This window comes from Microbulbifer variabilis (genome assembly GCF_056232115.1).
The window spans coordinates 4,993,770-5,016,542 of sequence record NZ_CP174325.1 but is presented as its reverse complement, the minus strand read 5'-3'; the positions used below and the strand labels follow the sequence as shown (position 1 = coordinate 5,016,542).

23 protein-coding genes are annotated in these 22,773 nt (G+C 52.8%); 18 read left to right on the top strand and 5 right to left on the bottom strand.

The features are described 5' to 3' along the window. The first annotated feature begins 24 nt into the window (after positions 1 to 24). From fabZ to rnhB, 4 genes are all read left to right on the top strand, one after another. The gene (gene fabZ, locus ACJJI7_RS22600; protein WP_020413515.1) at positions 25 to 462 is read left to right on the top strand and encodes a 3-hydroxyacyl-ACP dehydratase FabZ; all 438 of its coding nucleotides are present in this window, start codon (positions 25 to 27) and stop codon (positions 460 to 462) included. A 122-nt stretch (positions 463 to 584) separates the two neighbouring features. Next, positions 585 to 1,364 carry an acyl-ACP--UDP-N-acetylglucosamine O-acyltransferase gene (gene lpxA, locus ACJJI7_RS22595; RefSeq protein ID WP_020413514.1) on the top strand — a complete coding sequence of 260 codons (780 nt, stop codon included), beginning with the start codon at positions 585 to 587 and terminating at the stop codon, positions 1,362 to 1,364. A 112-nt stretch (positions 1,365 to 1,476) separates the two neighbouring features. Continuing rightward, a complete protein-coding gene (gene lpxB / locus ACJJI7_RS22590) occupies positions 1,477 to 2,643 on the top strand; it encodes a lipid-A-disaccharide synthase (RefSeq protein WP_282952845.1) in 1,167 nt (388 codons plus the stop codon). After that, positions 2,640 to 3,257 carry a ribonuclease HII gene (gene rnhB / locus ACJJI7_RS22585; protein ID WP_282952846.1) on the top strand — a complete coding sequence of 206 codons (618 nt, stop codon included), beginning with the start codon at positions 2,640 to 2,642 and terminating at the stop codon, positions 3,255 to 3,257. The genes lpxB and rnhB overlap by 4 nt, the downstream gene beginning before the upstream one ends. 30 nt (positions 3,258 to 3,287) lie before the next feature. Here rnhB and ACJJI7_RS22580 read toward each other — a convergent pair whose 3' ends face one another. Then, on the bottom strand, positions 3,288 to 4,550 hold the full coding sequence (locus ACJJI7_RS22580) for an HlyC/CorC family transporter (protein ID WP_444901184.1): 1,263 nt from the start codon (positions 4,548 to 4,550) through the stop codon (positions 3,288 to 3,290). A gap of 96 nt (positions 4,551 to 4,646) precedes the next feature. After that, on the bottom strand, positions 4,647 to 5,447 hold the full coding sequence (locus tag ACJJI7_RS22575) for a cytochrome C assembly family protein (RefSeq protein ID WP_020413510.1): 801 nt from the start codon (positions 5,445 to 5,447) through the stop codon (positions 4,647 to 4,649). Positions 5,448 to 5,651: 204 nt separating this feature from the next. Here ACJJI7_RS22575 and ffh point away from each other — a divergent pair, with 204 nt between their 5' ends. The 6 genes from ffh (at position 5,652) to ACJJI7_RS22545 (ending at position 10,381) form a co-directional block, all read left to right on the top strand. After that, positions 5,652 to 7,073: a signal recognition particle protein gene (gene ffh, locus ACJJI7_RS22570; RefSeq protein WP_282952847.1), complete on the top strand. Its 1,422-nt coding sequence runs from the start codon at positions 5,652 to 5,654 to the stop codon at positions 7,071 to 7,073. A 156-nt stretch (positions 7,074 to 7,229) separates the two neighbouring features. Then, positions 7,230 to 7,469: a 30S ribosomal protein S16 gene (gene rpsP / locus ACJJI7_RS22565; protein WP_026305099.1), complete on the top strand. Its 240-nt coding sequence runs from the start codon at positions 7,230 to 7,232 to the stop codon at positions 7,467 to 7,469. Between the two features lie 22 nt (positions 7,470 to 7,491). Then, on the top strand, positions 7,492 to 8,031 hold the full coding sequence (rimM, locus tag ACJJI7_RS22560) for a ribosome maturation factor RimM (RefSeq protein ID WP_020413507.1): 540 nt from the start codon (positions 7,492 to 7,494) through the stop codon (positions 8,029 to 8,031). Positions 8,032 to 8,043: 12 nt separating this feature from the next. Beyond that, complete coding sequence (gene trmD / locus ACJJI7_RS22555) at positions 8,044 to 8,799, top strand: tRNA (guanosine(37)-N1)-methyltransferase TrmD (RefSeq protein WP_282952849.1); 756 nt, start codon at positions 8,044 to 8,046, stop codon at positions 8,797 to 8,799. A gap of 82 nt (positions 8,800 to 8,881) precedes the next feature. After that, positions 8,882 to 9,238, top strand: coding sequence for a 50S ribosomal protein L19 (gene rplS, locus ACJJI7_RS22550; RefSeq protein WP_281165165.1), 357 nt, complete (start codon positions 8,882 to 8,884; stop codon positions 9,236 to 9,238). A 390-nt stretch (positions 9,239 to 9,628) separates the two neighbouring features. Further along, entirely contained in the window at positions 9,629 to 10,381 is a 753-nt protein-coding gene (locus ACJJI7_RS22545) for a DsbC family protein (protein ID WP_020413504.1), read from the top strand. A 49-nt stretch (positions 10,382 to 10,430) separates the two neighbouring features. Here the strand turns inward: ACJJI7_RS22545 and aspA are convergent, their stop codons facing one another. The 3 genes from aspA to ACJJI7_RS22530 all read right to left on the bottom strand — a co-directional run bounded on the left by aspA (position 10,431) and on the right by ACJJI7_RS22530 (position 13,937). Next, positions 10,431 to 11,897 (bottom strand): aspartate ammonia-lyase, encoded by a 1,467-nt coding sequence (aspA, locus tag ACJJI7_RS22540; RefSeq protein WP_444901185.1) that lies wholly within the window; start codon positions 11,895 to 11,897, stop codon positions 10,431 to 10,433. Positions 11,898 to 12,022: 125 nt separating this feature from the next. Then, complete coding sequence (locus tag ACJJI7_RS22535; RefSeq protein WP_282952850.1) at positions 12,023 to 12,838, bottom strand: helix-turn-helix domain-containing protein; 816 nt, start codon at positions 12,836 to 12,838, stop codon at positions 12,023 to 12,025. A gap of 88 nt (positions 12,839 to 12,926) precedes the next feature. Next, positions 12,927 to 13,937 (bottom strand): type I asparaginase, encoded by a 1,011-nt coding sequence (locus tag ACJJI7_RS22530; RefSeq protein ID WP_282952851.1) that lies wholly within the window; start codon positions 13,935 to 13,937, stop codon positions 12,927 to 12,929. A gap of 385 nt (positions 13,938 to 14,322) precedes the next feature. Here ACJJI7_RS22530 and ACJJI7_RS22525 point away from each other — a divergent pair, with 385 nt between their 5' ends. The 8 genes from ACJJI7_RS22525 to prfB all read left to right on the top strand — a co-directional run bounded on the left by ACJJI7_RS22525 (position 14,323) and on the right by prfB (position 22,691). After that, positions 14,323 to 15,645 (top strand): homoserine dehydrogenase, encoded by a 1,323-nt coding sequence (locus tag ACJJI7_RS22525; protein WP_026305096.1) that lies wholly within the window; start codon positions 14,323 to 14,325, stop codon positions 15,643 to 15,645. Between the two features lie 92 nt (positions 15,646 to 15,737). Next, on the top strand, positions 15,738 to 17,150 hold the full coding sequence (thrC, locus tag ACJJI7_RS22520; RefSeq protein WP_282952852.1) for a threonine synthase: 1,413 nt from the start codon (positions 15,738 to 15,740) through the stop codon (positions 17,148 to 17,150). A gap of 49 nt (positions 17,151 to 17,199) precedes the next feature. Beyond that, positions 17,200 to 18,927, top strand: coding sequence for a single-stranded-DNA-specific exonuclease RecJ (recJ, locus tag ACJJI7_RS22515; protein WP_282952853.1), 1,728 nt, complete (start codon positions 17,200 to 17,202; stop codon positions 18,925 to 18,927). A gap of 79 nt (positions 18,928 to 19,006) precedes the next feature. Continuing rightward, positions 19,007 to 19,918: a DMT family transporter gene (locus tag ACJJI7_RS22510; protein ID WP_282952854.1), complete on the top strand. Its 912-nt coding sequence runs from the start codon at positions 19,007 to 19,009 to the stop codon at positions 19,916 to 19,918. 8 nt (positions 19,919 to 19,926) lie between these two features. After that, positions 19,927 to 20,556 carry a LysE family translocator gene (locus ACJJI7_RS22505; protein ID WP_353376543.1) on the top strand — a complete coding sequence of 210 codons (630 nt, stop codon included), beginning with the start codon at positions 19,927 to 19,929 and terminating at the stop codon, positions 20,554 to 20,556. Between the two features lie 33 nt (positions 20,557 to 20,589). Continuing rightward, positions 20,590 to 21,042: a hypothetical protein gene (locus tag ACJJI7_RS22500; protein WP_444901186.1), complete on the top strand. Its 453-nt coding sequence runs from the start codon at positions 20,590 to 20,592 to the stop codon at positions 21,040 to 21,042. Between the two features lie 61 nt (positions 21,043 to 21,103). After that, positions 21,104 to 21,499 carry a MerR family transcriptional regulator gene (locus ACJJI7_RS22495; protein ID WP_026305094.1) on the top strand — a complete coding sequence of 132 codons (396 nt, stop codon included), beginning with the start codon at positions 21,104 to 21,106 and terminating at the stop codon, positions 21,497 to 21,499. Positions 21,500 to 21,595: 96 nt separating this feature from the next. Beyond that, positions 21,596 to 22,691, top strand: a protein-coding gene (prfB, locus tag ACJJI7_RS22490; RefSeq protein WP_157533496.1) for a peptide chain release factor 2 whose coding sequence is annotated in 2 segments (ribosomal slippage) — positions 21,596 to 21,667 and positions 21,669 to 22,691 — 1,095 coding nt in all. Because the reading frame shifts where the segments join, the coding sequence is not laid out codon by codon here. Positions 22,692 to 22,773 lie beyond the last annotated feature (82 nt).

The window sequence follows — 22,773 nt, the reverse complement described above, 5'->3', positions numbered from 1 at the left end:
AAGTGGTTTCTGGGGGCGTTTAGAATGATGGATGTATGTGAAATTCGCGAGTATCTGCCGCATCGTTATCCATTTTTGTTGGTAGACCGGATCGTGGAGTTGGAGGAAGGGAAATATATTAAAGGCTATAAAAATATTTCTGTGAACGAAGAGGTCTTTAATGGTCACTTTCCACAGATGCCGATCTTCCCCGGTGTTATGATCGTCGAGGCCATGGCTCAGGTATCTGGGATACTAGGGTTTAAGACTTTTGGTAAAAAGCCTGAAGATGGTTATTTATATCTGTTTGGCGGTGTCGATAAAGCGCGCTTTAAGCGTCAGGTAATACCCGGTGATAGACTGGATCTAGAGTCTGAGGCTGTTTCTGTACGCCGAAATATCTGGAAGTTTGCCTGTAAAGCCAGTGTGGATGGTGAGCTGGCAGCTTCAGCGGAATTGCTGTGCGCTGTAAAGAAGGTATAGAACCCAGAACCCCTGCGCATTGATTGATCGGCTAGATGCTTAGCTTTCTTCAAAGTCCCAGTTTCGCTATTTATTTGATGCTGTAGTGCCTAGATTTCACTACCTGAGGAGTAGATTCCAGAATGCAGACAAATATCCACCCCACAGCTATTGTCGATCCGACAGCTGTTATTGGTTCCGGGGTGAGTATCGGAGCCTATTCCATTATTGGAGCTGGCGTCGAGGTTGGTGATGCCTGTGATATCGCATCACATGTTGTTTTAAGTGGGCCCACTAAGTTGGGGAAAAATAACCGGATCTACCAATTTGCTTCTGTAGGTCAGGACACACCCGATAAGAAATACCGTGGTGAGGAAACCACCCTCGTTATCGGCGATAGCAATGTTATTCGGGAAGGTGTCACTATCCACCGTGGAACAGTGCAGGATCGTGGAGAAACTACGATCGGAAATGATAACCTGATTATGGCTTACGCTCACATTGGGCACGATAGCGTCGTGGGTAACCACACTATATTGGTTAACAATGTGGGTCTTGCCGGTCATGTGATTGTTAAGGACTGGGCTATTCTCAGTGGTTACAGTTTAGTCCACCAGAACTGCACCGTTGGCGAGCATGCTTTTTTAGGAATGGGTGCTGCTATTGGTAAAGATGTCCCTGCCTATGTCATGGTCGCTGGGAATCCTGCAGAAGCCAAAACCATTAATGCTGAGGGGCTGAGGCGCCGGGGCTTCTCTCGTGATGATATTTCATTGATCAATAAGGCTTACAAAACGGTCTATAGGCGTGGTCTTACTTTGCAGGAGGCACTGCAGGCTCTGGCTGAGTTGCGCGAGCAGTCTCCCGTGATTCAGCCATGGATAGATTCTTTGCAATCCTCTTCTCGCGGTATCGTTCGCTAACCTCGGTTATTTGGGGAGCCTTAATCTATTGGGCTCTCCAAGTTAGTCTTTGCGTAGTTTGCGCGATTTATGCATATAAAGGGTTGCTCCCAAGTAGGAGGGGTTTTTAGGCGTGTCACAAAATAATAAACCGGTGCGTATTGGTATTGTTGTTGGTGAGGCTTCGGGAGATATTCTTGGGGCAGGTCTGATGGCTGCATTGAAAAAACGCCTCCCTCAGGTTCAGTTTGAAGGCATTGCGGGTCCACGAATGTTGGCCCTTGGTGCGGAATCTCTTTTTCCCATGGAGCGCCTCTCGGTAATGGGATTGGTTGAGCCTTTAAAAAGGCTACCTGAGTTGTTAAAGATCCGCCGATCGTTACGTCAGCATTTTTTAGATAATCCGCCAGATCTTTTTATTGGTATTGACTCCCCCGATTTTAATCTATCTCTTGAGGAGTCTCTCAAAGTAGAGGGAGTGCGGACTATGCATTATGTCAGCCCATCGGTTTGGGCTTGGCGTCGTGGCAGAATTAAAAAGATTGCCCGAGCGGTAGACCATATGCTGACGCTATTACCATTTGAGGCAGACTTTTATCGGCAGAATCAGGTTCCCGTGACGTTTGTCGGGCACCCTTTAGCGGATGATATTCCCTTACAAGTGAGTAGTATTGCCGCGCGTAAAGAGCTGGGATTTAGTGAAAGCGATAGGGTAATAGCCTTGTTGCCGGGTAGCCGTGGTGGTGAGGTGCGCTTGCTGGGCCCTTTGTTTTTACAGACTGCCCGCTGGTGTCACCAGCGCAATGCCGACCTGAAGTTTGTGCTTCCAGCGGCGAATGAGCAGCGCCTGGCTGAGTTGCAAGAACAGCTGAAGGACTTTCCAGGTCTTCCGGTAACATTGTTAGAGGGAGACTCTCATAAAGCGCTGAGCGCTGCAGATTCTGTGCTAATCGCTTCGGGAACCGCGACATTGGAAACAATGCTGTTAAAGAAGCCCATGGTGGTTGCCTATAAATTGGGTCGAATCTCTTATGTAATTGTTTCTCGAATGCTACACACTCCTTGGGTTTCTCTGCCCAACCTATTAGCTCAGCGGGAGCTGGTTCCAGAAATACTGCAGAGTAATGCTACTGCAGAGAATCTTGGGGCGGCTTTAATGCGTTATTTTGAAGACCCATTACTCGGAGATCAGCTACACAGAGAGTTTGATGACCTCCATCAGCAGTTGCGCCGAAACGCCTCTGAGCGCGCTGCAGATGCTGTTTGTAGTCTGTTGGATTCGACTGGAAATCAATTATGAGCGCTAAAAAAGAGCTTCCTCCCTATGTGTGTACTTACCAGGGAGATTTACTTGCTGGTGTCGATGAAGTGGGGCGCGGTCCTCTGGCGGGAGATGTTGTTGCTGCGGCAGTAATTCTGGACCCTGCCAAGCCAATAGTGGGATTGGCAGACTCAAAAAAGTTAAGTGAAAAGAGGCGGGAGCAGCTTTTTGGGGAGATTAAAGAGCGTGCCCTGAGTTATTCCATAGCTCGCGCCACAGTGCAGGAAATTGATCAAATCAATATCCTGCAGGCTAGTTTGCTGGCTATGCATCGGGCGGTAGAACAATTGGCAGTGCAGCCGGAATTTGTTCTGGTGGATGGTAATAAGAAGCCAAGTTGGGGTTATCTCTGCGATACAGTGGTTCAGGGGGATAATCGAGTCGCGGCGATTGCAGCGGCCTCTATTCTTGCCAAAGTAACCCGAGATAGGGAGATGGTGGTGCTGGATATGGAGTACCCCGGGTATGGAATGGCCGGGCACAAAGGCTACCCTACCAAGGCCCATTTGCAGGCACTGCAAGAGTTGGGGCCGAGCCCTGTTCATCGGGTGAGCTTTGCCCCAGTAAAGCGGCTATTGGTGGACTTCGCCTAATACAATTGACTGGTGACGACCTAAGGCCAGTCACCAGTCTATTTTTTTGATCCTGGCTTTAGTAATCATTTTTTCAGAAACCTCTTCAATTTCTACCAGGTAATTGAAAATATAGAGGCTGATATTGCCATCAGGGATGCTCTCCAAGTGTTCCATGGCCAGACCATTAAAGGTTTTAGGGCCATCGGTGGGTAAGTCCCATCCCAGCGTGCGGTTGATATCCCGAATAGAGGTGCCACCCTCTATCACATACCAGCCGTCGCCGGAAGCAATAATCTCCTCGTCATCACTAGGTACCTGGCTAGCGGTAAAGTCGCCAACTATTTCCTCTAGCAGGTCTTCCAGGGTGACAATACCCATCACTTCCCCGTATTCATCCACAACCAACCCCATACGACGCTTGGTTTTTTGAAAGTTCATTAACAGAGTGGGGAGTGGGGTGGCTTCCGGAACAAAATAAGGCTCATCGGTAAAGGACTTGAGGCGCTCGGCGGTCAGGTTATCGGGGCCATCGCGAAGGATCTGCGCGGCGCGGCGCAGGTGCAATATACCAACAACCTTGTTGATATCACCTCTGTAAACTGGCAAGCGAGTGAAGCTGCTTTCAGCCAGTTGTTGGAGAATCTCTTCGGCGCCGTTTTCAAGGTCAACCCCCATCACTTCATTGCGTGGGATCATAATGTCTTCAACTGTTGCTTGATCCAGGTCCAACACATTTAGCAGCATGCCTTTGTGCTTGCTGGGAATTAGTGCGCCGGACTCAAATACCACAGTCCTGAGTTCATCTGGAGCTAGGTGCTCGGCGTCACTATTGGCGGTTGTTTCTACGCCCAGCAAGCGCGCAAGCCCATTGGAAATACCACCCACCAGGAGAACAACAGGAGTAAGTAGCCACTGCAGTGGGCGCAAAATAAATGAGGCGGGAAAGGCAATTTTTTCCGGGTGCAGTGCGGCAATGGTTTTTGGGGTGACTTCCGCAAAGATCAACAGGGTGATAGTTAATACTATCGTTGTGAGTATCTCACCATACACTTGAGCAAAGACAGAGCCAACAATAACGGAGACAAGTACGTTAACGAGGTTATTGCCAATAAGAATTGAGCCGATCAGCTTATCGGGCCGAGCAAGAAGCTCCATAGCCCGCTTGGCTCCGCGGTGGCCGCTTTTTGCCTGGTGCCGCAGGCGATAGCGGTTGAGTGCCATCATGCTGGTTTCGGAGCTGGAAAAGAAAGCTGATATAACAATCAGCAGGGCCAGCAGGCTAAATAGCAGGCCCGGGGGCATCTCGTTCAAGGGAGAACTCTTTTTATTTGGGAGCGGAGATATTGGAACAGAATGCAGACCTCCGCAAGTTTTCCGGTCACTTTTAAGTTGTTTTATCCATTCACGTTACCCGCGCTGCAAAATCACTTCCATTACCAGTTTGCTGCCAAAATAGGCCAGCATCAGTGCAGCAAAGGCGCTCAGCGTCCAGCGGACTGCGGTGTTGCCCCGCCAGCCCCACTGCCAGTGCCCCCATAGGAGGATGCTGTAGAGTACCCAGGCGATGATGGAGAGTATGGTTTTGTGAAGTGGGCCCTGCTCAAAAAGATTTCCCACAAATATAAAACCTGTGATTAGTGAGGCGGTGAGTAACAGCTGCCCGAACGCGACCAAGCCAAATAACAGGGATTCCATGCTCTGAAGCGGCGGTAGCAGTCGGGTGGCGCCCACAGGCCTGTGGTTGTGCAGCTGCTGGTTAAGATAAAATAGGTAAATAGCCTGTAGGGTGGCCAAGGTCAGCAGGGAGTAGGCCGAAATTGAAAGCAATGCGTGTACGGCAATGCCTGCGGAGAGCTGCTGGTGTGGCTCAACAGAACCCCAGGTGTGCGATGCCGCGAACTCTGTAAGCGCACCCATGGGAGCAAAGATTAGGATTAGCAGGGTTAGTGGGCGACCTGCAGCCAAAATAAGCAGTAACAGATTTACCACCCAGGCGATCAGGGAGAGCATCGCCAGTAAGTCGAAGCGATATCCTGCGGGTGAGAACAGGGTGTGTCCCAGGGATATCGCATGTGTGATCAAAGCACCTGCGAGAAGGCCCAGCAGCAGTTTATTATTTGGCTGCCGCTCGCGGGCGAGGGCACCTGCTGCGACTGCAGTTGTAGCTATGTAGAGAGCGATTGCCGTCCAGTGGGCGAATGCCGCCATTGAATAGATCCGTATCTTTTATTGCAATAGAAGAGGAGTGTGTCACAGCCCGCTGGAACAGGGAAGATCTGGTGATATTTCTGCTGTGAGGGTACCTGGGCTATACTGCCGCGCCTCAAAGTGGGAGTTAGAAGAGGCTCCCTCAAATTTCGCGGCCCTCCGCACTGGGGTCCAATCCGCAATCGGAGACATCGAGACGAATTTATGTTCGATAACCTGAGTGACCGCTTATCGGCGGCCCTAAAGAAAGTCACCGGCAAGGCGCGCCTGACCGATGACAATATCCGCGACACCTTGCGTGAGGTACGCAAGGCTCTGCTAGAGGCGGATGTCGCCTTGCCAGTGGTTAAGGCTTTCGTGCAGCAGGTGCGCACGGCAGCTGTGGGGCAGAAGGTTAGCAAGGCTCTGAATCCGGGGCAGCAGTTCGTCAAGATTGTTCAGGATGAGCTGGTTAAGGTGATGGGGGCCGCTGCTGAGCCACTTAACCTTGCTGTCCAGCCCCCAGCAGTAATCCTGATGGCGGGTTTGCAGGGTGCCGGTAAGACCACCAGTGTTGCCAAACTGGCCAAGTACCTGCAGGAGCGGGAAAAGAAAAAGGTAATGGTGGTGAGTGCGGATGTGTACCGCCCTGCCGCAATCAAGCAATTGGAGACTCTGGCGGGTGAAGTGGGTGCATTGTTTCACCCGTCGGAGGCTGAGCAGAAGCCTTTGGATATCGCCAAAGGTGCTGTAGATGCTGCGCGCAAACAGTTTGCTGATGTGCTTATCGTCGATACCGCTGGTCGTCTGCATATTGATAGTCAGCTGATGGACGAGATTCGCGAACTACACAGTGAGCTAAACCCTGCAGAAACCCTGTTTGTGATTGATGCGATGATCGGTCAGGACGCGGTGAACACTGCTAGTGCCTTTAATGAAGCCCTGCCGCTGACCGGGGTTATCCTGACAAAAGCTGACGGTGATGCCCGCGGTGGTGCGGCGTTGTCTGTGCGTCATGTGACTGGTAAGCCGATCAAGTTTATCGGTGTCGGTGAAAAAACTGACGCTCTGGAGACCTTCCACCCAGATCGAATTGCCTCCCGTATTTTGGGAATGGGCGATATTCTGTCTCTGATCGAAGAGGCTGAGCAAAAAATCGATAAGGAGAAGGCAGAAAGGCTGGTTAAGAAAGTCCAGAAGGGTAAAGGTTTTGACCTTGAGGATCTTCGCGATCAGCTACAGCAAATGCAGAATATGGGTGGCTTTGGTTCATTGCTTGAAAAAATGCCGGGCATGGGAGGCGTTGCCCAGGCAGCCCAGCAGGCTGATATGGGCAAAGAGTTCAAGCGAATGGATGCGATTATTTCCTCTATGACCCCCGCTGAGCGCCGTAACCCTGAGCTGCTTAACGGTTCGCGTAAGCGCCGCATTGTGGCCGGTTCCGGCACCCAGTTACAGGATTTGAATCGTCTGCTCAAGCAGCACAAGCAGATGGGTAAAATGATGAAGAAGCTCAAAGGCGGCGGTATGGGCAAAATGATGCGCGGCCTTGGCGGCCTGCCTGGCATGGGTGGCGGTATGCCCGGAGGTGTTGGCGGCATGGGTGGCCTGCCTGGTGGTTTGCCTCCTGGTTTTAAGAAGAAATAGTGCCTTTTGGGCCGCTGTTGCGGCCCGATGAATCGCTATACAAATCCCCTGCGGTACATTAGAATACGCCGCCTTTCGCTGGGTGAGCTGCCGGCGAAGTTGTATAGGTGGCTGCTCAACACAGCCATCCAGTATTTGAATCTACAGGAAAGTTACATGGTAACCATTCGTTTGGCTCGTGGCGGCGCTAAAAAGCGTCCGTTCTATCACCTGACCGTAACCGACAGTCGCAATTCCCGCGACGGTCGTTTCATTGAGCGTGTTGGATTCTTCAACCCGGTTGCTCGTGGCCAGGAAGAGCGTCTGCGTATCGATCGTGAGCGCGTTGACTTTTGGCTGGGCCGCGGCGCACAGGTTTCTGACCGCGTCAGCAAGCTGCTGAAAGAATCCGCTTAATTTGCGCGTAAGTGGTGCGCCTGTGACGAATAGCGGTGAGAACTCCGATCAATTGGTCACTGTAGGGCGCGTGACTACCGTTTATGGTGTGCGTGGCTGGGTCAAGGTTCACTCCTATACCGAGCCGATGGACAACATCCTGCAATTCCCCAATTGGTGGTTGCGGGGGCCGAAAGGCTGGGAGGCCCTGGAAGTCGACGCTGGTAAGCGTCACGGAAAGGGATTGATTGTACATGTGAAAGGCGTGGATGACCGCGATTTAGCGGCTCAACTTTGCCAGCGTGATATTGCTGTTGCGCGTGATCTTATGCCGGAACTGGGGCAGGGCGAGTACTACTGGCACCAGCTCGAAGGTTTACGGGTTATCAGCCGTTTCAACGGCGGAGAGCACGACTTTGGTATTGTCGCACGCATGATGGAAACTGGCGCCAATGATGTGTTGGTGGTGCGCGGAGGTGATGATAAGCGCGAGCGCTTGATTCCCTATTTGCCAGACCAGTTTATTGCAGATATTGACCTGGAAGCCGGTGTAATTACCGTCGACTGGGACCCGGCTTTTTGAGGCGTTTGGGCGATGACAAAAAGAATCGCTCTGGTAAGCATTTTCCCGGAAATGTTTGCCGCATTGACCGAGTATGGCGTCAGCGGCCGGGCTGTGAAAGATGGCCTGTTGGAAGTGCGCTGCTGGAACCCTCGGGAGTTCACCAGTGACAAACACCGCACTGTGGATGATCGACCTTACGGCGGTGGTCCCGGAATGGTGATGATGGCTGAACCCCTTTACCAGGCTTTACAGGCTGCTCGCAGCTGGGCCGGTGAGGATGGTAAGGCTGTACGAAGTATCTATCTGTCTCCCCAAGGGCGGCAACTGGATCAGCGCGGGGTCGAAGACCTTTCCGAAGCTGGCAATCTGGTTCTGCTGGCTGGGCGCTATGAGGGGATAGATGAGCGCATTGTCGAATCAATGATCGACGAAGAGTGGTCTATTGGTGACTATGTCCTTAGCGGTGGCGAATTGGCTGCTATGGTGATGGTGGATGCGATTACCCGCCTGATTCCCGGTGCTTTAGGACACGATCAGTCTGCAGTTGAGGACTCTTTTTCCTCGGGGCTGCTGGACTGTCCCCACTACACCCGGCCAGAGCAGTACCGGGGCGTAGCGGTGCCGGAAGTGTTGCTCTCGGGCAACCATGAAAGAATACGCCGTTGGCGCCTCAAGCAGGCACTGGTGCGCACACAACAGCGCCGCCCTGACCTTTTGGAAGGGATGGAGCTGAATAAGGAGCAGAAGCAGTTGCTGGAGGAAATTCAGCAGGAGCAGAAGTCCTAAAAAATTGATGCCGGATTCGCCGGGAGGCGGGAGTAGTTCGGTGAACTAGCTGAGAAGCTACACAAACTCTATTTGGGAGCAAATCCAAATGACTAACAAAATTATCCAACAGCTGGAGCAGGAACAGCTGAAGAGCGAAGTACCTCCTTTCGCACCGGGCGACACTGTAATCGTTCAGGTAAAAGTAAAAGAGGGTAACCGTGAGCGTCTGCAGGCGTTTGAAGGTGTGGTTATCGGTAAGCGTAACCGTGGCCTGAACTCCTCTTTCACCGTGCGTAAAATCTCCCATGGCGTTGGTGTAGAGCGTACTTTCCAAACTCACAGCCCGCTGGTTGACAGTATTAAGGTGAAGCGTCGTGGTGACGTGCGTCAGGCTAAGTTGTACTACCTGCGCAACCTGACTGGTAAAGCGGCGCGTATCAAAGAGAAGCTTAACTAAGTACTTCTCTAGCAGCTCACGAAAAAGCCGGGGCCAAATGGCCCCGGCTTTTTTGTGCCTGATAGATTTTGAGCGATGGGACCCTTAGGTCATTTACCCTCTAATCAGCTCTTGTGGGAGTGACCGCCAACCTGGCAGGGTAAGTGAGTGGCCAGCCGGTGGTGGATAAAGGCTGGTGAGGCCCGGAAATCCCAATCCTCACATAAAAACAAATATTTGTAAGTTTCGGTTGTTCAGCTCACAACCTTGGCATTAGGGCGTAGTTCCCTGTGCCTGAATATGTTAAAACGCGCCATTGAGACCGGTTACGGTAATTAGCTGCCATACTGGCTGGAACTGAAGGCCGACGTTTGAGTCGAAGCCCATTGAGAATTTAAGGAGCAATCGGTAATGATGCTTATCAAGAAGCCACTAGCATTCGCTGGTTTACTGCTCGGCCTGCTTGGATCTGCGGCCCTGGCGGAAGTCGATGCAAATGTTGCAAAAGCCATAAAGGCTCGCCTGGAGACTGGTAACCCCAAGGCCACTTATGGCGATGTGCGTAAGAGCCCAATTAGAGGACTCTATGAGGTGGATGTAGATGGTGGCAACACTACCCTATTTGTCTCAGAAGACGGCGGTCATTTTATCTACGGCGACTTGTTTCAGGTGAAGAGTGGAGGTGGCCTCGCTAACCTCTCTGAGACGCGTAGGGCCGGTCATCGGGCCAAGGTGATGGGCAATCAGGATGTTAAGGACATGATTGTGTTCTCTCCGAAGGGGGAGACCAAGGCGAGCATCTATGTATTTACCGATGTGGATTGTGGTTATTGCCGCAAGCTGCACCAGGATGTGCCTGAGCTGAATAAACGTGGTATTGAGGTGCGCTACCTAGCGTTCCCGAGAGGTGGTTTGCAGTCTCTGGGGTACCGCAAGCTCGCTACCGCATGGTGTGCTGACGACAGTAATAAAACATTGACCGCTCTGAAAAACCGGGAGAATGTGCCCCTTAAGGTTTGCGATAACAATCCAGTGGCGGCTCAATACAAGCTCGGCAATGAGGCGATTGATGTCCGTGGTACGCCTACTATCGTAATGGAAGATGGTCGAGTGGTACCGGGTTATCTACCGCCGGCATCTTTAGTTAAGGAGCTGGGTATTTAATCCTTTCCGAGCCTGATAAGCCGGCAGCTGAGCTGCCGGCGTCTCTCTATTAAGCAGGGCTTTTCAAGGATACTTTCCTGGGTTGGGTCATATTTTCCGGAGCAAGAATATCATTGAGTTCCTCCTCGCTTAGCAGCCCATCTTCTAAAATTAGCTGTTTCACGCTGGCCCCGGTAATCAATGCTTGTTTGGCTATACGGGTCGCATTTTCGTAGCCGATAAATGGATTTACCGCAGTGATCAGGCCAATGCTGTTTTCCACCATCTGCAGGCAGTGCTCCTCATTGGCGGTGACGCCACTGATACAGCGTTGTGCCAGGGTATCCATAGCTTGAGTCATCAGTCGCATAGACTGCAGCAGGTTAAAGGCGATTACAGGTTCCATAACGTTTAACTGTAGCTGGCCGGACTCTGCTGCCAGGGTAATGGTCAGATCGTTGCCGATTACCTGGTAGGCGACCTGGTTAACCACTTCTGGAATTACGGGATTTACCTTGCCGGGCATAATCGATGAGCCGGGCTGCATTGGTGGGAGGTTGATTTCATTGAGGCCGGCGCGTGGGCCGCTGGATAATAAGCGCAGGTCGCTACAAATTTTTGAGATTTTTACCGCGATACGTTTCATCACGCCGGAAAACATTACGAAGGCGCCCATATCGGAAGTCGCCTCAACCAGATTTTCTGCGCAGACAAAATCTATGCCGGAAATTTCAGAAAGGGCTGAAACAACTAACTGGCGGTACTCGGGGTCAGTATTGATGCCTGTGCCAATCGCGGTACCGCCCATATTGATTTCTGTAAACAGTGTCACCAGCTCCTTGACTCTGGCGACATCTTCACGAACGGTTGCGGCGAAGGCAGCAAACTCTTGCCCCAGAGTCATGGGGACAGCATCTTGCAGCTGGGTACGCCCCATTTTTATAACCTGAGCGAATTCTTCGGCCTTTTTATCGAATTCGACACAGAGAACCTCCATAGACTGTACCAAATCGTTGTAGCTAAGCAGTACGGCCAGGTTGATGGAGGTTGGGTAAACATCGTTAGTGGACTGTGACAGGTTTACGTGGTTGTTAGGGTGGGCTTTTTGGTATTCGCCTTTACTATGCCCCAACAGCTCCAGTGCGCGATTAGCTATAACTTCATTGGCATTCATATTGGTGGAGGTGCCGGCCCCCCCCTGAATCATGTCCACAAGAAACTGGTCGTGCAGTTTGCCGTCGATAATTTCATCACAGGCGCCCGCAATGGCTGTTTGCAGGTTGTTTTCAAGATAGCCCAGTTCCCGGTTGGCCTGTGCCGCAGCCTTTTTGACCATCGCCAGGGCTTTTACCAGGTTGGGGAAGTGATTCACGGTAATTCCCGTTATCTGGAAATTTTCCAGGGCGCGCAGTGTCTGGATGCCAAAATAAACATCTGCAGGCACTTCACGCTCCCCCAGCAGGTCGCGCTCAACTCGTGTTGCGCTGCCGGCGCTGAATACGGGCATGGGTTTTAGTGTATGGAAATCATTGGTCATATTGATTCCTGTTTTCTCTTTATCTGCATGTGGGCGAGCGCGTAGAGAGCAAGGTTTACTTTGCTCTGAGGTTCGCCTTTTTGTTGTGGTAAATTGCCCCCTTAAGTGAAAAGGGGCCTTGTTGTTTAAAGTGGGGTGGCAAAAAAATTCTGCGGGCCTTCAGTAGTTGAGGTCTGGATGTTTTCACGGATATTCGGGTTGATTTCACCTGAGTCCGGACCAAAAACGCCGCAAAGCTTCAATGCATTTTTAATACTGATATTTCGTCCAAGGGACTCCAAAACCACTTTGGTGCAGACGGGTTCCCGCCTGTCATTGGCGGAAGCACCAAGCTTGAGGCCTGATAAATAACTGACGCGGCTCTTATAGGTTGGGTAGAGAATAGTTTGTGCTATCTCATTTCGTGTCAGGGCTTCGTAACCAATCAGGAATATGCGCTCAGAAAGAAAAAAGAGCATTCCCTTATAGCGGGATTTGTACCATTCCTCCCTGTTTGGATAGCGCATACGCTCAAAGCGCTGGAAGTAATAGCCATCTCCATCGGACTCTATATGTAGCAGGCTGCGAACAATATGATCCGGAAAGGTCATGGAGTAGTGATACTCAAAATAGAAGCCCAGGTACTTATCCGCCCGGCCCTGGGATTCACGCATGAGAATGTCGATATCCGGACTGTATGGGCGTATTGCTTCTTTTGTACTTGAGGGTGCGCTGCGTACACGAACAATCTGATCAAACTGTTCATGAGGCATCATAATTTCGTGAGGCTCAACCCCAAAAAAATGGCAGATTTTATTGAGAGTGTACTGCGAAGGTTGGGTATGACCATTCAGATATTTATTAAATTGCGCCCGATTAACCTCCATACGCCTGCACACTTCGGCGATTGAGCGGTAGAAACTGCACAAAAGGCGCAAGTTTTGTGAGAAGTCGTTACTCATCGATTATCTGCTTCTGGTTCCAATGCCCGGAAAATCCTTCCCAATATTTTATTAACCACTCCCTGGGTATGCCGATTTCCCACTCTATTTAACTGGGGGTACACTCTCCACACAGTGAAGTTTCCATCAGTTCTTTGATTTTATCGGTTGGATAGCCCATAGCTAATAAGTGATTTAACTTGGCAAAACAAGCTTCGCTGGTCATATCCAATCCACCAATAACACCTGCGCGTAATAAGGCAGAGCCCGCTGCATACTTGCCTAGGTCTACTACATTTTCGAGGCACTGGGATACGGCTACACAGATAATGCCCAACTCCGTAGCTTTCTCCAGTTGTGAGGTAAAGGCACAGTCATCGGTGGGTGCATTACCGGTACCATAGGTCTCTATCACCAGGCCTCGCGGGCGATGTTCAATGACCTTACTGAGGAAGAGGGAGGAAATGCCGGGGAAAAGCTTTATTAGTACAACATCGCCATCAGCGGATTCCGGGATTTGGAATTGTGTAGCATCACCGGGCTCCAGTAGGGCGTTGCGATCAATGTTGATCTGAATGCCCACTTCACCAAGGCATGGATAGTTCGGACTGGTAAAGGCATCCAGTGAGCCTGAACTCACTTTAACAGCGCGGTTACCTCGCAACAGTTTGCCGTTGAAGTAGAGACAGATCTCCTTGATTTCATCGGAACCACTGAGCAAAAGGGCGGCAATCAGGTTGTTGTAAGCATCACTTCGCATCTCCCTCAGGGGAATCTGCGAGCCGGTAACCAGTACTGGTTTGGCCAGGCCCTGAAGCGCAAAAGAGAGTGCGGATGCGGTATAGGCCATGGTGTCGGTACCGTGCAACACGACAAAGCCGGAGTACTGGCTATAGTTGTCGCGTATCAGGGTGGCAATACGATACCAGTCCCGAGGCTGCATATTAGCGCTATCCAGCAGTGGGTCGAGAGCCTGAAAGTCATAGCTTGGGAGCTGGCCAATGGCATCTTGTAAAAGGCGTTCTAGAGCGCCTTCCAAATCGGCATCCGGGATGTAGCCGGACTCACTTCGACGCATGCCCAGGGTTCCGCCAGTGTACAGGATAAGAGTTTTTTTCATTACTCGACCGCTATCTGAGTCAGTTTTCAGGGCGCCCATTTTTCTGGAAAAGGCGCGGTATATGCAATTTCGCAGGCTGTTGGCACCTGATGCTAGTAGATGCTTATATAGCATCTACTGAGGATGGTATCTGTTTCAAGAAGTGTTTTATGGTGACAGAAGTGTCAAATGCCCTTATTTGAGGATGCCTAAAGCTGGTGCGCAATTTAATTGGATTTATTGCGTATCTCTCGGTAAGGTTGTCGATCTTTTGTCGACTTTGTTGATATTTATTGCGCTGTGCCCCGGAGTGATATTTTAGTGTGTTTACGTTGGGCCGGGAGCAAATGCGCGGAGGGAATTTGTGAGCGCAACAATTGAAGAGTCTGCGGGGGCAGTTGGTCAGGTGGTTGCAGGAAAAACGCAGCGTGCAGTGAGAATTGGTGTGTGCGGCCTGGGCACAGTGGGTGGTGGGACGATCAATGTCCTGGCACGCAATGCGGAGGAAGTGGCCGCACGCTGTGGGCGCCCGGTGGCTATTGAGCAGGTTGGGGCGCGCCGGGATAACCCGGACTGTGACACCAGCCGACTGAATGTAACGCGGGAAATTTTCGATGTTGCCAACAATCCCGATGTCGACATTCTGGTGGAGTTAATCGGTGGCACTACTGTGGCCCGTGAGCTGGTATTAGCAGCCATAGAGAATGGCAAGCATGTTGTTACTGCTAACAAAGCGCTGATAGCCGAGCATGGCAATGAACTGTTTGAGTTAGCTGCCAGCAAAGGAGTCACTATTGCCTATGAGGCTGCCGTGGCTGGGGGTATTCCGATTATAAAATCCTTGCGCGAGGGGCTGGTCGGCAACCGGATTCAGTGGCTCGCGGGTATTATAAACGGCACGGGTAACTATATTCTCACCGAAATGCGCGATAAGGGCCGCAGCTTCGCTGAGGCGCTGTCCCAGGCGCAAGCGCTCGGCTATGCGGAGGCCGATCCCACTTTCGATGTGGAAGGTATTGATGCAGCGCACAAGCTGGTGATTATGGCTTCTCTGGCATTCACTATGCCGCTCGCTTTCGACAAGGTGTATACCGAGGGCATCAGCCGCATCTCCAGTGAAGACATCCGCTATGCCGATGAACTCGGCTATAGAATCAAGCATTTGGGTATTGCCCGCCGTACAGATCAAGGGGTGGAACTGCGAGTACATCCGACACTGATCCCCCAGCGCCGCCTGATTGCCAATGTAAATGGGGTTATGAACGCTGTGCTTGTGAATGGTGATGCGGTTGGGCCGACCCTGTATTACGGCGCTGGTGCTGGTGCGGAGGCCACAGCTTCAGCTGTGATTGCTGATATTGTCGATGTGGCGCGTACCCTCGATGCCAGGCCAGATCAGCGAGTGCCCGCTGCCGGGGTGGCACTTACCGAGCAGGGAGATACTCAGGTGCTGCCGGAAGAAGAGGTGGTTACCAGCTATTATCTGCGCATATCTGCCCATGATAAGCCCGGTGTTATGTCTAAGGTGGCCACTATTTGCAGTGATCAGGGTATTAGTATTGAGGCCTTGATTCAGCACGAGCCTTCGGAGGGTGAGGAGTTGGTGCCGGTGGTGATCCTGACCAGCCGCGCCAGGGAGGCCTGCCTGCGTGAAGCAGTCGCTCAGATTGAAGCCCTGGATACGGTTGAGGGTGATGTGGTGCGAATTCGCGTGGAAAGCCTTGGCTGATCCTGACCTTTGTCGCTTATTTGGTGCTGTTCCCGGGAGGAGCGTTGCCAGTTTTCTGTACATCCCGCTAAGTTTGAGAGCCAATTAACACCGTGAAATTTATCAGCACTCGCGGCCGCGCGCCGTCTCTCTCTTTTGCCGATACTGTTCTCACCGGGCTTGCCAGTGATGGCGGCCTCTATGTACCCGAGTCACTGCCGCAATTTTCCCGAGAGGATATTGCGGCTATGGCGGGTCTGGATTACCAGCAGCTGGCTTTTGAAATTATCCGGCCGTTTGTGGGAGAGGATCTCAATGAGCGGGAGCTACGCGATATTATCGAGCGCTCCTATGGTTTGGGGCAGGGTCAGTTTCGTCACAGGGCGGTAGCGCCTTTGGTGCAGACCGATACCAACGAGTGGATTCTGGAGCTTTTCCACGGCCCAACTCTGGCCTTTAAAGATTTTGCCCTGCAGTTTCTCGGTCAGTTGTTCGACCACCTGCTGAAAAAGCGTGGTGAGCGCGTGGTGGTGATGGGAGCTACTTCCGGGGATACCGGTTCGGCGGCGATTGAAGGCTGCCGCCACTGCGACAATATCGATATTTTTATTTTGCATCCCCATAACCGGGTCTCAGAGGTGCAGCGTCGGCAGATGACCACGGTGTTGTCGGACAATGTGTTCAATATCGCCATGGAAGGTAATTTCGACGATTGCCAGAATATGGTGAAGGCCAGCTTCGCCAACCAGTCCTTTTTACCCGATGGGCGCCGTTTAGTGGCGGTGAACTCCATTAATTGGGCGCGTATTATGGCGCAGATTGTCTACTACTTTTACGCAGCCTTGCGCCTGGGCGCATCAGATAAAACGGTAAATTTCTCCGTGCCCACTGGCAACTTTGGCGATATTTTTGCCGGTTACCTGGCGAAGCGGATGGGGCTGCCTATCGATCAACTGGTGATCGCCACTAATGCCAACGATATCCTGCACCGCTGCATCAGCGATAACGACCATACCCCTAAGCCGCTGATACACAGCCTGTCGCCCAGCATGGATATCATGGTGTCGAGCAATTTTGAGCGCCTGCTGTTTGATCTCTACGGCCGCGATGGTGCCGCAGTGGCGGAGTTGCTGGCAGATCGCAGTGTACCTATGCACTTGAGCGAATCGGCCCTGGCGCAGGCCCAAAAGACATTTTCCAGCTATAGGGTCGACGATGCGCGTACTATTGAGGTGATTCGTGAGCAGTACCAGGCGACCGGCTATCTGCTCGATCCCCATACCGCTATTGGTGTCGAGGCCGCAAGAAGGGTGCGCCGCTCTGCTGAGCAGCCAATGGTTTGCTTATCCACTGCACACCCGGCAAAATTCCCCGATGCTGTGGCGCAGGCACTGCCACAAACTAAAATTCCCTTACCGGCACATATGCAGGACCTCTGGCAGCGCGAAGAGCGATTCAAGGTGCTGCCCAACGACTTGTCCCAAGTGCACGACTATATGGCGACCATGTTGTCCGAAGGGCTCTAGCTGGCGCAGCGAGGGACTTGGCGGCCGGATTAAAAATAGCTGAGAGAGAATGAATACAACAATTCAGCGGCGGCCAGTGGATTTTTCCACTGGCCGTTTTGCTTCTGAAACTCCCAAAATTTTGCAGAGAGTACTGCTTGGTCGCGGTATCGTCAGCGAGGAGGCCCTGAACCACAGTCTCGCCAAGCTGCAGCAACCTCAGTTGATGCGGGGGCTGGATACAGCGGTGACACTGCTGGTGGAAACCGTGCGAGCGCAACAGAAGATCTTGATTGTCGGTGACTTCGATGCCGACGGTGCTACCAGCAGCACGCTCGCCGTACTGGCGTTGGGGGCCATGGGAGCGTCGGGTGTTGACTTCCTCGTGCCGAACCGCTTCGATTTCGGCTATGGGTTGACCCCGGAAATCGTTGAGGTGGCCAAAGATTATGCCCCGGATATGCTGGTCACAGTAGATAACGGCATCAGCAGCATCGATGGAGTTGCAGCGGCCAAGGCGGCGGGGATGACGGTGATCGTAACCGATCACCACCTGCCGGGCAGTGAGTTGCCAGAGGCTGATGCCATCGTCAATCCAAATCAACCGGGCTGTGATTTTCCCAGCAAGAATCTCGCCGGTGTGGGAGTGATTTTCTATCTGTTGAGCCGCCTGCGCAGTGCTCTGCAGGAGTGCGGCTGGTTTGAACAGAGTGGCATAGCCCCGCCGAATATGGCTGAGTACCTCGACCTGGTGGCATTAGGCACTGTGGCAGATTTGGTGCCTCTGGATCATAACAATCGCATCCTGGTGCACCAGGGTATCGCCCGTATCCGCTCCGGCCGTTGCCGGCCCGGGATTTCCGCGCTGTTGGAAGTGGCGGGGCGCGATCAGCGAAGGCTTTCCACTACAGATATCGGTTTTACCCTGGGGCCGCGGATCAATGCTGCCGGGCGCCTGGATGATATTGGTACCGGCATCCGCTGCCTCCTGACCCGCGATCCCAATGAGGCCCGAGAGCTGGCGGGGGAGCTGGATAGGCTCAACCGGGACCGCAAGGCAATAGAGCAGAGTATGCAGCGGGAAGCCCTGGCGGCGTTGGAAGAACTACAGCTTGAGGGGGAGATTCCCTGGAGTCTTTGCCTCTACGATACTAATTGGCACCAGGGGGTAGTGGGTATCCTCGCCAGCCGTATCAAGGAGAAATTCCACCGCCCGGTAATTGCCTTTGCAGAAGGGGATAATGGCCTGGTGAAAGGCTCTGCGCGCTCCATTCCTGGGTTACATATCCGCGATGCCCTGAGCGATGTGGCTGCAGCCAATCCTGAATTGATCAGTAAATTCGGCGGTCACGCCATGGCCGCGGGTTTGAGCTTGCCGGCGGAGCACCTCAGTGCCTTTCGTACCGAGTTTGAGCGGGCAGTGCGCAACCGCCTGGATGAAAATCAATTACAGGCAGTGATCGACTCTGATGGTGAATTGGATATTGCAGATTACACCCTGCAAACTGCAGCCTTGTTGCGCGCCTGCGCCCCTTGGGGCCAGGCGTTTCCCGAGCCGGTCTTCGATGGGGAGTTTCTGCTGCTGCAACAGCGAATCGTTGGTGAGCGCCACCTAAAAATGGTGGTTGCTCCGCCGCAGGCTCCGCAACTGGCACTGGATGCCATCGCCTTTAATGTGGACATAGATCAGTGGCCGCAGGCTGCCGAACGAGTGCGTTTGGCCTACAAGTTGGATGTCAATGAATTTCGCGGGCGGGAATCCCTACAGTTAATGGTGAACCTGCTGGAGGCGGTATAAGAGTCACCTTTTCAAAAATCGCGAAGTGCGGGGAGCGTATTCGCGGCTGTGCTTAAAAACGTCGTTGGAAGTAGAAGAAGTGAAACGGAAACAAGTCCAGGCTGAAGTCCTGCTGTTATTGGCCGCCCTGTTCTGGGGTGTCGCCTTTGTGCCACAAAAGGTCGCTATGGCGGATATTGAGCCGCTGGCATTTAACGCATGGCGCTTTATTCTCGGTGGCCTGATTTTGGTGCCGATCGTTTATTGGTTGTCTTCTCGCAGGGATTCCCAGCCCGGTGAAGTGGGCGGCAAGCATGTTAATCATCGTTGGAAAGCCTGTTTGCCCGGCGGTGCTGTGCTCGGTTTCTGGCTGTTTCTTGGTGCGGCGCTGCAGCAAGTGAGCTTGCTCTATACAACCGCTGGTCGGGCTGGGTTTATTACCGGTTTCTACCTGCTATTGGTGCCAGTGATCGGTTTGTCCCTCGGCCACAAAACCAATCGCTGGACTTGGGTGGGCATTGCTCTTGCCCTTTTCGGCCTCTATTGGCTGGCGGACTTTGCTGAAGAGTCGCAATTAATCGGTGACTTAATGGTGTTCGCGAGTGCCTTCGTATTCGCTATACAGGTGTTGTCGGCCGATCATCTGGTGAAGCGCTACGATGCATTGCGTCTCGCCTGTATTCAGTTCCTGGTATGCGGCTTGTTGTCAGCCCTGGCGTCCCTCTTCACTGAAGAAGCAACAATACAGTCGGCTGTGGATGCAGCCTGGCCCATCGCCTATATGATGATTTTTTCCACGGCACTGGCCTTTACTTTCCAATTGCTGGCCCAGCGCTATGCTGCGCCTTCCCACGCCACGGTAATTATGAGTCTGGAGGCGGTGTTTGCTCTGGCGGCGGGCTGGCTATTCCTCAATGAAGTGCTGAATGCCCGTGAGCTTATCGGTTGCGGCCTTATGTTGGCAGGAATGCTTGTTAGTCATTACGGTAACCACAATGGTACCCATCACTAGGAAGTAAAATGGAGCTGTCTGTACTCGCGCTTTTTGTCCCAGCCAGTTTTTTTGCCTCGGTAACGCCGGGATTGTGCATGATGTTGGCGCTCAGCCTGGGAATTACACTGGGGGTGCGCCACACCTTGTGGATGATGGTTGGTGAGCTGGCGGGAGTAGCCCTAGTGGCTCTGGCTGCAGTGCTTGGGGCTGCAGTGCTGATGGTGCAGTACCCGACAGTATTTCAGGTTTTCAAATACTGTGGCGGTGCTTATCTTGCTTGGGTGGGCGTGCAAATGTGGCGCTCGCGAGGGCAATTGGCCGCCATTGATGGCGGAGGCCGGGGGGCTATGCGTGTACGGCCTTCGCCTAAAGCGTTAGTGGCCCAAGGGTTTGTTACTGCTGTGGCCAACCCTAAAGGATGGGCTTTTTTCATTGCCTTATTGCCACCCTTTATCAATCAAAGTAAACCTTTGGTGCCGCAACTCTCCGTGCTGCTTGCCACAATACTGTTGCTGGAAACCCTGTGTCTGCTGATTTACGCTGGAGGTGGTCAGGCACTCAGTCGTCTGCTGGAACGTGCTGAGAATGTGCGCTTGATCAATCGCATCTCCGGTACATTGATGTTACTGGTGGGAGTCTGGCTGGCACTGTCCTGAGTTGGGCTGTCGTCGTTTTATGGAGGAAGTTCGATGGTAAAAACAACACTATCTGCATTGATTGCATTGACCCTGGCGGTGGCCGTGGCTGCCTGCGGCGGTGCCAAGGAGGAGCAGGCAATGGAAAATCAAGTTGAAAATACCCCGGGGCCTACCCAGCCGGAGGTAGCGCCAAGCGCTCCCGCGCCGAGGCCGGGGGAGTTGGTTTGGGTCTATCGCAAAAGCGGTCGCAAGCAGTGTGAAGGTGGAGGTATGACACTACAACAGAGCCTGGCCAAATTACGAGAGAATGGCATTGCGGTACAGGAGTCCCGCTGTGGCGTGCGAACTGACAGGATGTACCCGGCAGTGTGTGGGGCCCCTACCGGAGATATATTGCTGCATCTCGTTGGTATGGATGCTTTAGATGCAGCGTTGGAGTTGGGTTTCGATCCCGCCGAGCAGGTGCAATACCAATTTGCGGCATGTCGCGATAACAGCGCCTAGAAATTGTTGAATAGTGCTTGCTGTGGTGTTTGGTGAGCCTTGGAATCCGTAGGTGCTATCGGTGAATATATCTCAGGCAGCCCGCAGCTCGGGCCTAAGTAGTAAAGCCTTACGTCACTACGAGGAAATTGGCCTGTTGGTTCCCAGTCGTGGGGCTAATGGCTACCGCCAGTACACTGCAAGTGATGTAGAAACCCTGCGCTTTATCCAGAGGGCCCGTGTCAGCGGTTTTTCGACTGGAGAGGTTCGGGCTTTGCTGGAGTTGCGCGAGAACCCCGACAGGCGCAGCCGGGAAACCAAGCTGCTGGTCAGTGAAAAACTATCCCACCTGGAAGAGCAACTCCGAGACCTGCTCGAAATGCGTACAACCCTGTTGGCATTTGAGAAAAGTTGTGCCGGCAACGACTCACCCGAGTGCGCAATCCTGGACCGGTTATCTGGTCAGCTTCCAGGCTAATCCAATGGGTATCTCATTAGCTGTCGACTGGCAGGACCCCCGCGCGCTGCGGTAGAATGCGCGCCGCTTTTTATTTTGTCCGGACACCGAAAGTTCATGGAAATCAATCCCCTCCTCAATCAATTAAAAGACCTCGAAGAGCGCACTGACGTTCTTAGGGGGTATCTTTGACTACGCCAGCAAGAAAGAACGCCTTACCGAAGTAGAGCTGGAGCTGGCCGAGCCGAGCGTTTGGGACGACCCCAACCGCGCACAGGAACTGGGGCGCGAGCGCTCCTCCCTGGAAACGGTGGTTAATACCATCGAAAACCTCGACTCCGGTATCGCCGATTGCCGCGAACTGCTGGAAATGGCAGTCGAGGAAAATGATGAGGACTCCGTAGGGGAGGTCTCCACTGAGATCGAAGGTCTCCAGCAGCAGCTGGGGATTCTGGAATTCCGCCGTATGTTCTCCGGCGAGAATGACGAGAACAATGCCTACCTGGATATCCAGGCCGGCTCCGGTGGTACCGAGGCCCAGGACTGGGCGGAAATGATCCTGCGTATGTACCTGCGCTGGGGTGAAGCCCACGGCTTCAAGACCACCCTGGAAGAGGTCTCTGCGGGGGAAGTGGCCGGTATCAAGAGTGCCACCGTGCACTTTGCCGGCGACCATGCCTTCGGCTGGTTGCGCACAGAAACCGGTGTACACCGCCTGGTGCGCAAATCGCCGTTTGATTCCGGCAATCGCCGTCACACTTCTTTCAGCTCGGTATTTGTGTCACCGGAAATCGATGACAATATCGAGATTGAAATCGACAAATCCCAGGTGCGTGAAGACACCTACCGCGCGTCAGGCGCCGGTGGTCAGCACGTCAACAAAACCGATTCTGCTGTGCGTTTGACCCACACAGAATCCGGGATCGTCGTGCAGTGCCAGAGCGAGCGCTCCCAGCACCAGAACCGCGATAAAGCCTGGAAAATGCTGCGCGCAAAAATGTACGAGCAGGAAATGCTCAAGCGCAACGCAGAGAAGCAGGCCATGGAAGACAGCAAGGCCGACATCGGTTGGGGCAGCCAGATCCGCTCCTACGTGTTGGACGACCAGCGTATCAAGGACCTGCGTACCAGTGTCCAGACCAGTAACTGCCAGGCAGTACTGGACGGAGACCTGGACCAATTTATCGAAGCCAGCCTCAAAGCCGGCCTCTGATTTAAAGACTCCACTCTCACCGCGCCCCTCGTCTCTCACTAATGGGACGAGGGGTAATATCACTCACAAAACTGATAGATCA